Raw genomic sequence first — 16,168 nt, forward strand, 5'->3', positions numbered from 1 at the left:
TTTTTGCTTTCCTACAAGACTTCTTCTTATATAAAGCCATAATAACCACTTGTTATTAATTAATTATCTAATCAAATGATTTTGAACAAACATGTTTGCTTGTTTACGGCTGCCCTGGCACTTCAGATCGGCGCCCTACAAGCACAGCAAAATCCTGTCAAACTTGACCTAAACTCCTTTGAAGGGAACAAAGGCAGTTGGTCAGAAGTAGGAAAAGTTTGGGCTGACCCAACTGTTCCTAATGAACTTCAAGCCGCAGATGGTTCTGGAGTTTTCGCAAATTTACCCACTAAAAAGAAGCCAGGAGCTGACCTGATCTCCATTGAGAAATTTGGTGATGTGGATCTATCTCTTGAGTTTATGGTAGCCCCTAATTCAAACTCGGGTGTTTACCTTCAAGGAAATTATGAAATTCAAATCCTGGATAGCTGGACATCTACAGCTTCTAAGCCAGGTGACAACGGAGGGATTTACCAACGTTGGGACGAAAGTAAACCAGATGGCCAAAAAGGTTATCAGGGATATGCTCCTCGACAGAATGCAAGTAAAGCACCTGGAGTTTGGCAAAAGCTGGACGTTTCCTTCCAAGCAGCCAAGTTCAATTCCAATGGTGAGAAAATCGAAAATGCTAGATTCCTTTATGTAGCATTAAATGGAGTAACTATCCATGAAAATTTAGAGGTTTTTGGACCTACTCGTGGATCTCTTACAGGAGAGGATGTAGCCGAGGGACCCCTTAGAATTCAAGGTGATCATGGAGCGGTCGCATTTAGAAATGTCGTAATCACACCCTACGATGCGGCAAGTCCAAAAATTTCAAACGTTTCATACGAGACTTTTCAAGGTTCTTTCAATAATCTGGAAGACTTAAGCGGTAAAACTGCAAAAGCAAAAGGAACTGTAGCTTCACTGAATGAAATTCCTGCATCTGTATCAGGTGTAAATTTGACAAAGATCGATGCGAACTTAAACGTTGCCGAAACTGGTGAATACTTTATCACTCTTCAAGTACCAGGAGGATTGTCAGGTCTTGCAGTTGGGAATGAAACAGTCTCAGACCTTAGCAATAGAGGTGTAAGAATTAAAAAGCAATTAAATGCTGGAGACAATCCAATTCATATTATTGCTTCAAAAAATAGAAACTGGTCTGTGGATGGGTTTAACTTATATATTTCTGGACCAGGCCTAAGAAATACCGAATTATTGGTGTCACAAGCTGGCGCAAATCAAGCAACTGACCCGATTTTAGTAGATGCTTCTGAAACTCCTGTTTTGAGAAGTTTCAGAGATTTTCCTGACTTTAAAAGATTGAGTCATGTCGTTTCTGTAGCCAGTGAAGAAAAGGTGAACTATGCCTATGACATGGAAACAGGAACCTTAATTCAAGTTTGGAGAGGAGAGTTTCTAGATGCGACACCTATGTGGAATAGCCGAGGAAACGGAGTATCAGTGCCACAAGGTGCTTTAATTAATTTGAGCACCCCAGCGATCAATGCCGTTAATGCCGATTACCAAACTTCAGAAGAATTCAGAACAAAAGGATATCAATTGAAAAATGGTTCTGAAGACATGGTGTTCAATTACCTGCTTTCTGGCAACGCCGTTACTGACGAGATCAAAGTTTTGGAGTCTGGTAAGGGAATTAGTAGAACTGTTTCAGGAATTGGAAATGGTTTCTACAAAGTAGCTGATGGAGTAGAAATTCAAAAAGTTGCTAAAGGATATTATTTATTACCTGAAACTGGAGTATATCTCCAATACGATGAAGGTACATATGGAGCTCCGGTGACAAACTCATCAAATGATGAATCTGGAATTTTCTTGCCTGCAAAGGGAAACATCGTTTATAATCTTCTCTTTTAATCCAAGGACAGCGCAAAGATGAAAACATTATTAAAAAATAAATTCACAAAAATTGCCTTTGGACTAGCTGCGATTATTCAGCTGATGCCAGGGCATGTTGAAGCACAGGAATCTCCTAAAGAGGAGGATTTCTTTAAAATCATGCGAGTGACGGCTCCAGAAGGAACACTTTTAGAAGTGGGAGGTCTGACGGTATTGCCAAATGGCGATCTGGGTGTTGCAACTCGAAGAGGTGACGTATTTATTGTAGAAAACCCAACCAGCCCAAGACCATTCTTCAGAAAGTTCGCTTCTGGACTTCATGAGATTTTGGGATTGGTATACGAAGATGGAGCATTTTACCTAGCACAAAGAGGTGAGTTGACCAAATTGGTAGATACTGACCAAGACGGTAAGGCTGATTTGTATGAGACGGTATATGCTTGGCCACTTTCTGCACACTACCATGAATACAGCTTTGGTCCTAAGGTGGGTCCTGATGGATCTTTCTATGTATCTGCGAATGTTGCCTTCGGTAATCAAGAATGGTGGAGAGGTGAAAGCCGTGTTCCAATGAGAGGATGGATCATGAAAATCAATCGTGATGGAAGCATGGAACCTTATGCTACAGGGATGAGATCTCCTGCAGGTTTGGGCATGCTTGGTGATCAATTGGTCTACACTGAAAATCAAGGTGATTATATGGGGTCTGGTGGACTTTGGTTCATCGACAAAGGTGATTTTACAGGACACCCAGCAGGACTTGCTTGGACAGGAAGAGAAGATTCTCCATTAAAGTTGACTGTTGAGGAATTTAATCAAGTGGTAGATCCACAAAAAGTACCGAACGGTAACGGAGGCTATTTAAAGCCAGAAAATGTGGTGGATGCTCCCTACATTACAAACGCTCAGGCGAAGGAAAAACTTCCTGACCTGAAGTTGCCGGCAATTTGGTTGCCACATGGAATTCAAGGTATTTCCAATTCTGAGCCAATCCTGATTCCTGAAGGAACCTTTGGACCTTTTGAAGGACAGGTTTTGATAGGCGATCAAGGGCAAAGTAAAATCATGCGAGTGATTCTTGAAGAAGTAAATGGCGTAATGCAAGGTGCTTCTATTGATTTTAGATCTGGTTTCCAGTCTGGAATTTTGAGAATGGCTTGGGCACCTGATAATTCATTGTTTATTGGAGAGACCAACCGTGGTTGGGGTTCTGCAGGTGAAGCAAATGAAGGCTTACAAAGATTAGTTTGGAATCATAATATTCCATTTGAGATGAGAACTGTAAAGGCTCAGCCTGATGGATTCTTAGTAGAGTTTACCAAGCCAGTTGACAAAGCTTCTGCAGAGGATCTAACATCATATGCTGTTGAAAGCTTTACCTATAAATATCATCCGGTATATGGTAGCCCACCAGTGGATATCAAAGAACTTGAGATTTTAGGAGTAGAAGTTGCAGAAGATGGAATGTCAGCAAGAATTGCTGTAGATGGATTGAGACCTTATTTTGTTCACAAAATTAGCCTAAATGGCGTGAGAGCTGTAGACGGTAGCTTCTCTTTGGTTCACCCAGATGCTTATTATACCTTGAATCAGATTCCAAGTGGAAGCAAAATGGTTATCAAGCCAAAGCCTGAGCCAGTAAAGGAATCTAAGCCTGCGCCTAAAGTAGTAGCAAAAGCGACTGAAAAGGTAGAAGTAGCAGCAAAAACTGCGATTCCTTCTGATGCAGAGATTAAAACTTTGCTTGCGAAGAATACCTGTACTGCTTGCCACACTACAGACAAAAAAGTAGTGGGACCTCCATTCAAGCAAATTGCAGAAAGAGGATATACTCCTGAGAAAATTGTAGAATTAATATATAACCCTCAACCTGAAAACTGGCCTGATTATGCCACTCCTATGGCACCAATGCCACAGGTTAAGAAGGAAGATGCACTTAAAATTGCAAGATGGATTAATTCTCTAAACGGGAATTAAGAATTCCTATTTGAAGGAAACCGCAGTCACGATTGGCTGCGGTTTTTTTGTTTTTAATTGGCTTGGGTAATAGGTGGCTAACTCATATTATATGAGAGATATTATCTTTTTCATAAATTGGAAGTAGACAAATGATCGATTAATAATTGACTATTCTTAGAACCCAACCAATAACCCATGCCTAAATATTTTTTCCTAGCCCTGATCCTGGTATTTTTTTCATGTTCTACAACAGAAGAGAAAGCTGGTGTAGAAGAATATCAAGCAGATGTCATTATCTACGGAGGTACATCAGCCGCAATTACATCAGCTGTTCAAATAAAGAAAATGGGGAAATCTGTGATTGTGGTTTCTCCGGATAAACATTTGGGAGGATTATCTTCAAGTGGCTTAGGTTTTACTGACACAGGTAATAAAGCTGTAATTGGTGGTTTAGCAAGAGAATTTTACAGCCGGATATATGACCATTACCAGCAAGATTCTTCTTGGAAGTGGCAAGCCAAAGAAGAATATGGGAATAAAGGACAAGGAACTCCTGCAATAGATGGAGATTCAAGAACCATGTGGATTTTTGAGCCCCATGCTGCAGAACAAGTTTTTGAGGATTTTGTAGTGGAAAATGAATTGGAGGTGTTGAGAGATGAATGGTTGGACCGTGCCAATGGAGTTAAAAAAGAAGGGGGAAGAATAACCTCTATTCAAACTTTGTCAGGAAAAGTCTTTCAAGGAAAAATTTTTATTGATGCGACTTATGAAGGTGATTTGATGGCAGCAGCTGGAGTAAGCTACCTTGTAGGCAGGGAGAGCAATGAACTATATGGCGAAACTTGGAATGGAGTACAAGTTGGAGTTTATCAACATAGACACTATTTCCAAGATTCGATCAGTGCTTATCAAACCCCGGGAGACCCTACCAGCGGCTTGGTGGCAGAGGTAGTTGCAATTCCTCCAGGAAAAAATGGAACGGCAGATAAACGATTGCAAGCCTATAATTATAGAATGTGTCTCAGTAGACACCCGGACAACCGAGTTCCCTTTGAAAAACCCGAAGGATATGATCCAGCCAGGTATGAATTACTGGCAAGAGTTTATGAAGCAGGTTGGGATGAAACTTTTGATAAGTTTGACCCCATCCCAAACCTTAAAACAGATACGAATAATCATGGCCCTTTTAGCACCGATTACATAGGGAAAAATTATGCCTATCCTGAGGCGAGCTATGAAGAGAGAGAAGAGATATTATTGGATCATATCAATTATCAAAAGGGTCTGATGTACTTTTTAGCGAATGACCCCAGTGTCCCTGAAAAAATTAGAGAGGAAATGGCTCAATGGGGGCTTGCCAAAGACGAATTTCAAGACAATGGTCATTGGCCCCACCAAATCTATGTGAGAGAGGCTAGGCGAATGGTTGGGGATTATGTGATGACGGAGCATGAAGTTCTCGGGAATCGAGCAGTACCTCAGCCCATAGGAATGGGTTCCTATTCATTGGACTCTCATAATGTTCAGCGTTTTGTAACAGCCGAGGGGCATGTGCAAAATGAAGGAGATATTGGTGTCCACCCAAAAATGCCATATAGCATTTCTTATGGTACTTTGTTGCCTAAGAAATCAGAGTGCAGTAATCTTTTAGTTCCTGTCTGTGTTTCCAGTTCACATACTGCCTTTGGTTCCATCCGGATGGAACCTGTATTTATGATCCTTGGTCAATCCGCAGCAGTAGCCGCCTCGCTTGCCATAGATAATCAACAAGCTGTCCAAGATGTTGACTTCCAGGAGTTAAAGAAAATGCTCCACCAGGAAAACCAAGTATTGGAATTGAATGATCAACTGTAGGATAATAAAATTCTCGATTTAATTTCTCGGAGGTGTAATCATGATATGTGCTCTGTGGGTTCCTGGATCCATAATCCAAGGCATTCCTGGAGCACTGGGTTTTAGCGGTAACCCTGTGGTTTCTGGAGTGGACCAAGGGATATAAACAACATAGCGCAAGTAGGTGTTAGAAACATCTCCGGTAGTAGCGTTGAAGTCCTCTTTTTCAGCGGTTAGAACATATAAAGTTGCTCCTTCTTCAGGCATTTTTAAAGTACCACTTTTGGCTTCCGCTTCTCGGGTATCAAATATTTCCTGAAATGATTTTCCCTCTTTTTTTAATTCTCTGCCACGTGCCATAAAGGCTTCAAGGTCTTTAGGATAGGCTGCAACACTAAACCCCTCTGTTTCTGGGTTATCAGCGATGCAAATCATTTCATTACTGCCATTTTTTAAAACAGTAAATTCTCCATTTGAATCGTATCCGTATACCATTGCACCCTCTCTTTTCTCCTCAGGAGCAGCCAGGATTGCAGTTTTGATCTGAACCTCCTTGGATGGGATTACCTGGGAATATCCAAATGGGCTGATGAAAAGTGTTAGGAAAAATGCGATTAGAGTTCTCATAGTAAAATGGTTTTGGGTTATTCAATTTACATTTTATTTCCGAAACTCTTTTCAATACTGAACTCTATCTCAATACTCGGAAATGTTGGTTTCGAAGAATTGTCGAGATGCTTCTCCATCCCTAAGTTTATATTGGACTTGTCTAGTTTTTCCCGTCTGAACCCAGTCTTCTCCTTTTTGTTCATAAATAGGAAATCTCTGAACCAATGAATTTTCTACAATTTCAAATTGATCCTGACCCCGAAAACCTTGGGAAGCCTCTTCACTAAGTTCAGGCATACTGATTTGGCTCATCGATTTTCCATTATTCACAGAAAATCCAACAACCATACCCTTCATTTCCATACCATAGGAATTAAAAAAGATTAATATTTCGGGCCAGCCGTCACTGTTGAGATCTTCTATCTCAGATTTTAGGTATCCGCCATCTACTTTCTGCACTACCGCTTCATTTGAAATTTCAAGACCCTCCGGCTGTACTAGGAGAGTAGTGTATGGGTTTTGCTCCGTGGCTTTAATATCGAATTTTATTTTTTGCAGACTCAATTCCTCTTCGAAAGTGTAATTCATATACTGGCTGGAATCCAAATCCTCCTCTAGCTTAGTATAAGTCCCTGCTAAACTTGCCCCACCATTACAAAAGAAATGAAGTGCATTTTCTCCTTCTTCGGTTTCTGTTTGAATCTCCAAGCTGTCTCCATTGATAAGAAAAAACACTTTTTGATTCATCAACATGGCCTCCAAATTGGAAGAGTCATTCAGTTGAAGTTCGAAGGCTGCCGAGCAACTCGGTCTTTTAAGGTCAGATCTTGAGCTTACTTCCCCAATAAGTTTATTCTGGTCTCCAGGGAGAATCCTCACTACAGTCCAATCATATCCATCTTCTCGCTGAAAGTAACCTGAGGTAACATAATCCCCAATGAAATTTTCAAGTGAAGTTTCCTCAGCTTCTTCAATTACAACCTCTTTTTCTGTTTCCTTATTTTCAGAGTCTGGTGAACATGAGATCATGCAAAAAAGTAATGGAATCAACCAAATTGAATGTAAAGGTTTCATAAGCTTAACATATAAATTGCACATGAATGGTGGTTTTGGCCATTCCAAAATAGTTCTAGCAATAGAATGCCTGAGGAATAGTAATTTAATTTAAGTTATTTTTTTAATTAAAGAGCATGATAGACTAGTAGTTTAATGACCAAATGCCGGCCTTCTCAGCTTTTCGGCTTTCCAATGTCATTCCATTAAATAAAAATGTGGGTTGTCCATCACTCCCAAATTCCCAAAAATCACCTTTAAAAAATACGTTGACACCAATTCTGGAATTAGTGCTTTTTATTTTTTCCTCAATAGAATATTTACTCCAGGCATCTCTCTCCGTGATTTTGTTTACATCGGATGTTAAAACGAAGCTGGGTAAGGAATTGAGGTTTTTTCCCTCCCAAGGAGAATCCATCCTATTGTTACCTATACAAAATGAAGGGACTAAGATTAAGTCTGGCTGATGTATTAAGATTTGCTGGTAGGACTCAGGAAACCAACTATCCTCGCTGATCAAAATAGAAGTTCTGGCAAATGGCAATTGGAAGTTTTGAACTGTCTGAATGGTAGGCTCGGAAAGAAAATTAGCCTCAGTAGAAGTCAAATGGGATTTAATAATGGGATCTCCGAGAATCTCTCCTTCAGGAGAAAAAACAAAAGACACATTGTAAAGGTCCTTGTTAGGTTCTATGAAAATCTCACCATTTTTCACATAAGGGCCAGGCAATACAATGGAACCTGCTATGATATAGCAATTCGTCTCTATTGCCAAGTCACTAAAACTATTTTGGTAGACAGATGCCATCACTTTGGCTTTCATTCTAAAAATAGCTGAAATTGGTCTGTCTTCTTTTTTTCCAGTCTTGATGTAGCCAAGAAAAAAATCAAATAAATTACTCCAGATAAAGGTTGATTTTACTTCTCTCCAACTCTCTTTTTCTGCGAGAGAATGTTTTTCTCCCAAAAGAACTAATGGACTTGCAAAGTGCTCAGGGAAAAGGATGGTCGTTTTGTTTCGAAGGAAGCCGCTTTGTTTTGCAGCCGAGGTATACTGCCTGATTTTCTCGTTGAATTTACTTTCATTAAAGTAATCTTCGGGCAACATAAAAGGTTGAATTGCCACGATGTTTCTATCGAGGCTATCACTTGGATTTATTTCCTCAATAACTGAGAGGTAGGGGTTTGGTGGGGAAACAGGTAAGTTTCTACCTGAATAGGACCAGATTAACCAAATAAAAATTACCAGAGTAAGAAAGCTAAGGCTTCTCTTTATCATGAGAAAATAAATCGCTGTTGAATTCTGAATTCAAACTTAACAGATTATCCTAAACTGAGGACCTATAAATCGAAATTAAACCTATTTCCAAAGATCAATCCATCTCAAAGCCAAATTTCTCCCCCTTCTTAAGCATTAGGTTCATCTCAGATCCATTGTAAAACAAGGTGATGTTTTGGTCTTCGCCCGGAACAAGTGAAAGCGCTGTGATTTCACCATCTTCCCACTTCATTTCCACGGTAATATCTCCTCTTGCTTTAATTCCTTTGACTTCCCCATCTTTCCAGGCCTTTGGCAAAGCTGGTAATAAGCGGACGATGTCTTTTTCATGAGATTGGATGAGCATTTCTGCAACACCTGCAGTATAACCAAAGTTACCATCAATCTGGAATGGAGGATGACCATCAAATAGGTTTGGGTACAATGATTTTTTTATCAGCTCGAGAATATTATCATGCGCCATTTCTCCATCTAACAATCTCGCAGAAAAATTAATAAGCCAAGCTCTAGACCAGCCTGTTCCTGCACCACCATGTTCGAGTCTATATTCCAAAGTTTTCCTAACTGCGGCAAAGGCTTCAGGTGTTTCACTTTCGGTGATGGCATCTCCAGGGTGAAATGCATATAGATGGGACATATGACGATGTCCTTTTTCAGTTTCTTCATAGGGTTGATCCCATTCTAGTATTCTTCCATCCTCTGCAATTTGGACTCCTGGTCTCAAACGAGCGAGTTGTTCTTTTACTCGATCTCTAAGTCGGGATTCCGAGTTCAATATTTCGGAGGCAGCTAAGAAGGAAGAAAAGACATCTGCGATGATTTGCTGATCCATGGCAGCCCCCATCGTAGTGGCAACTGGCCTACCAGCCTCGTTAAAAAATCGATTTTCCGGTGAAGTGGAAGGAGCGGAAACTAGTGTGTTTTCGCCTGGGTATTCTACCAACCAATCAGAATAAAACGCGGTAACTTGAGAAATGGCTGGAAAAGCTCTCTCTCTAAGAAAACGTTCATCTTTTGTAAATAGATAGTGATCCCAATAATGTCTAGCCATCCATCCTCCAGCGCCTACCCAGCCACCCCAATAGGCAGTAGCTGCACGCATAAATGGAACTTGCCATAAATCTGTAGCATGTGGAAGAAAAGTGCCCGCCATACCAAAATTGGTTTGGGCTACTTCCTGACCTCTGTGAATAACGCCATCTACAAAATCAAAAAGAGGTTGATTTAGTTTACTTAGATTGGTAACATCAGCCGGCCAGTAGTTCATCTGCAGGTTAATATTCAGATGATAATCAGCGTTCCATGGTGCATTGATATCCTTATTCCAGATTCCTTGAAGGTTTGCGGGATTATTGCCTGGTCTACTAGAGGAAATCAACAGGTACCTTCCATAGTCAAAAAGTAACTTTTCCAAGTGAAGATCAACTCCACCAGCCTGAACATTTTCTATTCTTACATCTGTTGGGACTTCGCTCATCGCTGCCTTCCCTAACTTCAATTCCATTCTCTCGAACCATTGAGAGTAATCCTGAATATGGGGCTCTAAGATCCCTTCCCAGTTTTTTGTCTTTACATTTTCTAGTTCTAATTCTGCTGCATGATCAAAATCTTGGTTGTAAAAGCTTGTTTCGGTTACCAGCTTAATTAGCACTTCCTTGCTGCCAGATAACTCCAAATAATCAACCCCATTATTTAGGTTGCCATCTTCTGTCTCTACATAAACCAAGGTTTTGAATTTGACTCCAGTTAATAAAGGATAAGGATTCGAATCAAGTTGCCCTTTTCTCTGGGTTATCATCCCAGCCATTGAGAGTGTGTTTTCGCTTAGACTTTTTGTCTCAGCAGTGGCAAAGCCTTCGTCCTCTGGGCGTGATAGTCTTATTTTTCCCACAAAACCATCTGGGTGGTTTGTTTTTAATCGAATGACAATCGCATCATCGGGGGCAGAGGATAAAACCTCCTGAGTTACAGTATAACCTTGACTTTTAAATGTACTGCTCGCGACCGCTGTGGTCAGGTCTAAACTTCTTTTGTAGTCGCTTATCTCTTGAAAATCAAAATCCAGCCATAGGTCACCCAAAGTTTGATGCGAACGTGTAATTGCTTTTCTAGAAAATGCAGCTACTAAAAGGGAATCAGATTTTTCATTTTCACCAGCTCTTAAGTAAGCTCTGATCTGGTCTAAATCGCTTCTTCTACCTTTTGCTATTCCCCAATCTCCCTGTTCTCCCGGCCATAATGAATCCTCATTCAATTGGATTCTTTCCATGCTTGGTTTACCAAAAACCATCGCGCCTAATCTTCCATTTCCAACAGGTAAGGCTTCTTCCCAAATTTCAGCAGGAGAAGTGTACCATAAAATAGATTTCTGTGAATAGACTTGGGTAATAATTGTAAAAAATAGGGCACTTAGGGCAAGCAGGTTTTTCATATATTTTGGGTTTGGGTTAAAGATTAGAAAAAACCCTTTCGGCAACAAATAAAACCCGTGAAAAAGCCATTTTTCGCAGGCAAACCCTATTGAGAGACTAAAAATTCCTCAAATTCTTTTGTGTTGAAGTTACTCATGCCTTGTTGGTAGAAAACAATCTTACCTTCTGGACTCACCACAAGAGTAGTGGGGATTGCCTCACTTTGTAAGCTTTGATTTAGGCCATAGCTGGCATGTGCTGTAGGAAAACCCCAGGGTTTTCCTTCTATAAAACCTCGACTTTTTTCAATGTCATTGTCGAGTCCAATCATTAGAAATTCAACATTTGGATCATTTTTAACTTTCTTATAAAGTTCAGAAATATGTGGCATTTCTGCCCTGCATGGTCCACACCAAGATGCCCATAAATTAATGAAAAGGGTTTTTCCTTTATAGTCCTCTAAATCGATCACGTTTCCTTCAAAATCCATGAATTGTCCTCGGTAATCAAAGGATTGGTCGACTAAGTTGGGGACTTCAATTTTAGGTTTAATTAAACCTGTAGAAAGTAAGACCGATTGCACTCCACCCATGATCACAGGCAACAAACCAGTAAAGTATAAAAATGCTACTATGCTGAGCATGATACCCCAGCTTTTAATTTCTTTTTTCCAATCCATAGTTAAGTACGAAGTACGAGTTTTGATTTTCGAAGTTCATGGAAATCAACATCGTCTATCAAATATTAATGTTTATGCTTGTCAGTTTGATCGGCGTAGAAGCCAAGTTCTCGACTCCGCTCGAACTGACAACGTCTGATTTTCTGATTAAAGAACCTGCCAGTTTTACCACCTTTCTACTTATAACATTATCCAAAATTACTTCCACATTCACAGGAGTTTAGTGACAAGACACACATTTCTTTCTTTTTGTCTCAAAAAGGAGGCTTAACTTGCGGGTCGAATTAAGAGTAGAATTTCAATTTCCTATGAATTACGAAGTACAGATAGCCAGTGAACTTAATGTCAAATCGAATCAGGTCAAAGCGACAATTGGATTATTGGATGAGGGAGGTACGGTTCCATTTATTTCCCGATATAGAAAAGAAGCAACAGGTTCCTTAGATGAGGTGGAGGTAGCCGCAATCAGGGATCGAGTGCTTCAGTTAAGAGACTTGGATAAAAGAAAAGAAGCTGTTCTTAAATCCATTGAGGAGCAAGGGAAGCTTAATCCTGACCTGAAAAAGAAGGTGGAAGAGGCGGAAACCATGGCTAAGCTTGAAGATATTTATTTGCCATATAAACCCAAAAGGAGAACAAAAGCTACGATTGCAAAAGAAAAAGGCTTGGAGCCACTTGCTGAGTTGATTTTTGAGCAAAAATCGCTGAATCTTGAAGAAGAAGCAGAAAAGTTTTTGGATGCTGAGAAAGAGGTGAATTCAGTAGAGGAGGCACTTCAGGGAGCACGGGATATCATGTCCGAATGGATTAATGAAAATGCCGATTTGAGGGAAAAGATGAGAAAACTATTCTTAAATGAAGGTGTGTTCTCATCAAAAGTTCTACCCGGAAAAGAGCAGGAAGCGATCAAATACAAAGACTATTTTGATTGGTCTGAACCTATCAAATCTGCACCCTCACATCGTGTACTTGCTATGCGTAGAGGGGAAAAGGAGCTTTTCTTAATGCTAGATTCCCTTCCTGAAGAAGCATCTGCAATCTTTCAAATGGAGAAAGTGATATTGTCGGATGCGGCAAACTCCTCGGTAGATCAAGTGAAATTGGCGATCAAAGATTGTTATAAACGATTGTTGAAGCCTAGTATGGAAACAGAGATTCGCTTGTTAACCAAGAAAAAAGCGGATGAGGAGGCGATCAAAGTTTTTACGGAAAACTTACGCCAACTATTATTGGGAGCTCCTTTGGGACAAAAGTCGGTGATGGCCATTGACCCAGGGTTCCGAACAGGCTGTAAGTTAGTTTGCTTGGGACCACAAGGACAGTTTTTACACTATGAAGCGATTTTCCCTCATGAGCCACAAAGAAGAGCTGCTGAAGCTGGAATGAATATTAAAGGGCTTGTAGAAAAGTATGAAGTGCAGGCAATAGCCATTGGCAATGGAACAGCAGGAAGAGAGACTGAAGCTTTTGTGAAAAGTCTAGGGCTTCCAAAATCTGTGGTCATAACTATGGTGAATGAATCAGGAGCATCTATTTACTCAGCTTCGGATGTTGCAAGAGAAGAATTTCCTGATCTGGACTTGACAGTAAGAGGAGCGGTTTCTATTGGTCGTCGATTGATGGATCCTTTGGCTGAGCTAGTTAAGATAGATCCTAAATCTATTGGTGTAGGGCAATACCAGCATGATGTGGATCAAAACGCATTGAAAAATGCCTTGGATGATACGGTGATGTCTGCAGTAAATGGTGTAGGAGTAGAGGTTAACACAGCTTCAAAACAGTTACTAACCTATGTTTCAGGATTAGGGCCCACGTTGGCACAGAATATTGTGGATTTCAGAAATGAAAATGGTCCTTTTAAAAGCCGTTCACAATTGAAAAAAGTACCAAGATTAGGAGATAAGGCTTTTGAGCAAGCGGCGGGATTCTTGAGAATAAGTCAAGCAAAACACCCGTTGGATTCCTCTGCGGTCCACCCAGAGCGATATGCTTTAGTGGAGCAAATGGCGAAAGATCTCTATTCAACCGTATCCGATTTGATGAGCTCTGATGATTTGAGGAAAAAGATATTGTTGAAGAATTATGTGTCTGAAACGGTGGGTATACCTACCCTTCAGGATATTTTAGAGGAACTGGCAAAGCCTGGCCGTGATCCGCGTGAGAGCTTTGAGGTTTTTGCATTTGAAGAATCAGTAAATAGTATTGGTGATCTAAAAACAGGGATGAAACTCCCAGGTGTCGTGACCAATATTACTGCCTTTGGAGCATTTGTGGATGTGGGAGTTCATCAAGATGGCTTAGTTCATTTGAGTCATTTGGCAGATCGTTTTGTGAAAGATCCAAATGAGATTGTGACTGTGAATCAAAAAGTTCAGGTTACCGTGATGGAGGTAGATATTCCTCGAAATAGAATTGGGCTAAGCATGAAGTCAGACCCATTTGCTGAGCGAGGAAAGAAGATGGAAAAGCGCGCCTCTTCTAAACCAAAGCGCCAAGAGTCTGAAGGTTCGATGGCCGAGAAATTAGCTGCGCTGAAAGGGAAGTTTGGAGGTTAAGGCTTTAAATACTTGCTTTCCTGAGTGTCTCCACTCAGGATTATTTCAATTATTGATTTTGTCCTGCTTCTCCAGAAGCAGGACATCTTTTTTTATTTATCAATGAGGGTAGGTGTGGATTAATTCATTTGGTGAGCGAAAAGGAGATGTGCTGGGTTTTAATTGTGAATAGAAACATACATGGAAGGAAAGTGATGGTTAATTTGCTGTACAGGATGGCCACATTCCCTTATTGGGAGAAGAAAAGAGAAGTTGGCTGCGTTGAAAAGGAAGTTTGGCAGTTAAGGCTTATAATACTTGCTTTCCTGAGTGTCTTCACTCAGGACTATTTCAATTTTAATTTCTCCCTAATACCTCTGCCGTAATCTCCAGCGATCTCAATCGCTTTTCTGGCTCATAAATATTCGTAGACACCATCAATTCATCGACTTCCACTTGCTGGAAGAAACTTTCAAATTGAGGTTTGAGAGATTCTTTGGTTCCGATAAAAGTGCATGCCATCATATTTTGAATAGCAGCCGCTTCTTGCTCCGTCCAAATTCCTTCCATACTTTTCACCGGTTTTTTCATTGGATAGGATTTACCTCGAATGATGCCTAAAGCTGTCTGGTAAAATGAAGTAGCCAAATAATGCGCTTCCTCATCGGTATCAGCTGCGATTACATTGACGCAAGAAATGAAATGGGGTGATTGTTGATTTTCGGAGGGCTGGAAGTTTTCTCTGTAGTATCTAGATGCCTGAATTAAATAGGCTGGAGCAAAATGGCTGGCGAAAGCATAGGGTAAACCCTTTTGCGAAGCTAAAACCGCACTGCTCATACTCGAACCCAATAAATATATTGGAATATTTAAGCCCTCTGCGGGAAATGCTCTGACTTTGCTATCCTGATTTTCTTCAGAAAAGTAAGCTTTCAGCTCATCCAAATCATTTGGGAATTCTTCAACAGATTCCATGCGACCCCTTCTCAGCGCTCTGGCTGTTGTCTGATCTGTTCCTGGAGCTCTTCCCAACCCTAAGTCAATTCTATTGGGGTACAGGGTTGCTAAGGTCCCAAACTGCTCAGCAATGATTAAAGGACTATGGTTAGGAAGCATAATCCCACCGGAACCCAGTCTAATTTTGGATGTGCCATTGGCAAGGTATCCAATTAGTATTTGGGGCGAGGAACTACCAACGTTGGCCATGTTATGATGCTCGGCAAGCCACATCCTGGTGTAACCAAGTTCTTCAGCATGCTTCGCAATTTGTAAACTTCTTTTATATGCGTCTTTGGCGTCAAAGTCCTCTCGAACAATCGCTAGATCGAGAAGAGAATAGGGGGTAGACATAATCTTAATTCTATAGTAAACTTTCTATTAAAGCTTATTGAAGAATAGAAAGTTTCATGAGACAAAGGTTTTTCTCATTTGAAGGTTATGTCAACAAAGTGAGTATTTGAAACCACATTATTTCTCTTTTGAATGGTTGATTTATCTTGTTTAAATAGCTGTAAATGAGATGTAAAGGGTTTTTGTTGAGTAATGTGAGTTGGAATTGTTTTTGAGAAAATTTACCCGTGGAAATGAATATTTAATTCATTGATTAAGAACCCAAAATCAAATTACCATGACTATGAATGAACTAACCCAGCTAAAAAGCAATATAATTGAAGCCTGCTTTCAGTGTATTCAAGACTGTGAAAAATGCGCGGATATGTGCCAGAAAATGTTAGGCATGGAAACCTGCGTCAGGCAATGTGGTCGATGTATAGATGCATGTACCGATTGTATTTCGGCCTTTGAAAGTAGTTCCGATAATAGAGGTGCTTTATTACAAGCTTGTATTGATGCTTGTAAAAAATGTGCAGATGAATGCGGCAAACATCAGCATGATCATTGTCAGAAATGTGCCGATTCCTGCAGAGCTTGTTTGGAAGAATGTGAATCTATGATGTTATAAAAA

Annotated in this window: 11 protein-coding genes; 5 read left to right on the forward strand and 6 right to left on the reverse strand. The window is 40.3% G+C overall.

Going from position 1 to position 16,168, the window contains the following annotated elements; translation table 11 throughout:
- The first annotated feature begins 75 nt into the window (after positions 1–75).
- The 3 genes from ALPR1_RS07650 to ALPR1_RS07660 all read left to right on the forward strand — a co-directional run bounded on the left by ALPR1_RS07650 (position 76) and on the right by ALPR1_RS07660 (position 5,661).
- Positions 76–1,863 (forward strand): 3-keto-disaccharide hydrolase, encoded by a 1,788-nt coding sequence (locus tag ALPR1_RS07650; protein WP_050776376.1) that lies wholly within the window; start codon positions 76–78, stop codon positions 1,861–1,863.
- An 18-nt stretch (positions 1,864–1,881) separates the two neighbouring features.
- Positions 1,882–3,822, forward strand: a complete 1,941-nt coding sequence (locus ALPR1_RS07655; RefSeq protein WP_008199703.1) for a c-type cytochrome — start codon at positions 1,882–1,884, stop codon at positions 3,820–3,822.
- Between the two features lie 177 nt (positions 3,823–3,999).
- A complete protein-coding gene (locus tag ALPR1_RS07660; RefSeq protein WP_008199705.1) occupies positions 4,000–5,661 on the forward strand; it encodes an FAD-dependent oxidoreductase in 1,662 nt (553 codons plus the stop codon).
- 18 nt (positions 5,662–5,679) lie between these two features.
- On the opposite strand, the gene ALPR1_RS07665 is transcribed toward ALPR1_RS07660, so the two are convergent.
- From ALPR1_RS07665 to ALPR1_RS07685, 5 genes are all read right to left on the reverse strand, one after another.
- Positions 5,680–6,267 carry a hypothetical protein gene (locus ALPR1_RS07665; RefSeq protein ID WP_008199707.1) on the reverse strand — a complete coding sequence of 196 codons (588 nt, stop codon included), beginning with the start codon at positions 6,265–6,267 and terminating at the stop codon, positions 5,680–5,682.
- Positions 6,268–6,336: 69 nt separating this feature from the next.
- Entirely contained in the window at positions 6,337–7,278 is a 942-nt protein-coding gene (locus ALPR1_RS07670) for a PliI family lysozyme inhibitor of I-type lysozyme (RefSeq protein WP_008199708.1), read from the reverse strand.
- Between the two features lie 169 nt (positions 7,279–7,447).
- The gene (locus tag ALPR1_RS07675; RefSeq protein ID WP_008199711.1) at positions 7,448–8,581 is read right to left on the reverse strand and encodes a carbon-nitrogen hydrolase family protein; all 1,134 of its coding nucleotides are present in this window, start codon (positions 8,579–8,581) and stop codon (positions 7,448–7,450) included.
- A gap of 94 nt (positions 8,582–8,675) precedes the next feature.
- Positions 8,676–11,012 (reverse strand): glycoside hydrolase family 95 protein, encoded by a 2,337-nt coding sequence (locus ALPR1_RS07680; protein ID WP_008199713.1) that lies wholly within the window; start codon positions 11,010–11,012, stop codon positions 8,676–8,678.
- A gap of 86 nt (positions 11,013–11,098) precedes the next feature.
- The gene (locus ALPR1_RS07685) at positions 11,099–11,671 is read right to left on the reverse strand and encodes a TlpA family protein disulfide reductase (RefSeq protein ID WP_008199714.1); all 573 of its coding nucleotides are present in this window, start codon (positions 11,669–11,671) and stop codon (positions 11,099–11,101) included.
- 308 nt (positions 11,672–11,979) lie between these two features.
- On the opposite strand from ALPR1_RS07685, the gene ALPR1_RS07695 reads away from it, so the two are divergent.
- On the forward strand, positions 11,980–14,226 hold the full coding sequence (locus ALPR1_RS07695) for a Tex family protein (RefSeq protein WP_040303362.1): 2,247 nt from the start codon (positions 11,980–11,982) through the stop codon (positions 14,224–14,226).
- A 336-nt stretch (positions 14,227–14,562) separates the two neighbouring features.
- Here ALPR1_RS07695 and ALPR1_RS07700 read toward each other — a convergent pair whose 3' ends face one another.
- Positions 14,563–15,555, reverse strand: a complete 993-nt coding sequence (locus ALPR1_RS07700; RefSeq protein WP_008199718.1) for an LLM class flavin-dependent oxidoreductase — start codon at positions 15,553–15,555, stop codon at positions 14,563–14,565.
- A gap of 385 nt (positions 15,556–15,940) precedes the next feature.
- On the opposite strand from ALPR1_RS07700, the gene ALPR1_RS20525 reads away from it, so the two are divergent.
- Complete coding sequence (locus ALPR1_RS20525) at positions 15,941–16,165, forward strand: four-helix bundle copper-binding protein (protein WP_237701652.1); 225 nt, start codon at positions 15,941–15,943, stop codon at positions 16,163–16,165.
- Positions 16,166–16,168: the final 3 nt, after the last annotated feature.

The sequence above is a fragment of the Algoriphagus machipongonensis genome, from assembly GCF_000166275.1.
Classification (GTDB): Bacteria; Bacteroidota; Bacteroidia; order Cytophagales; family Cyclobacteriaceae; genus Algoriphagus; species Algoriphagus machipongonensis.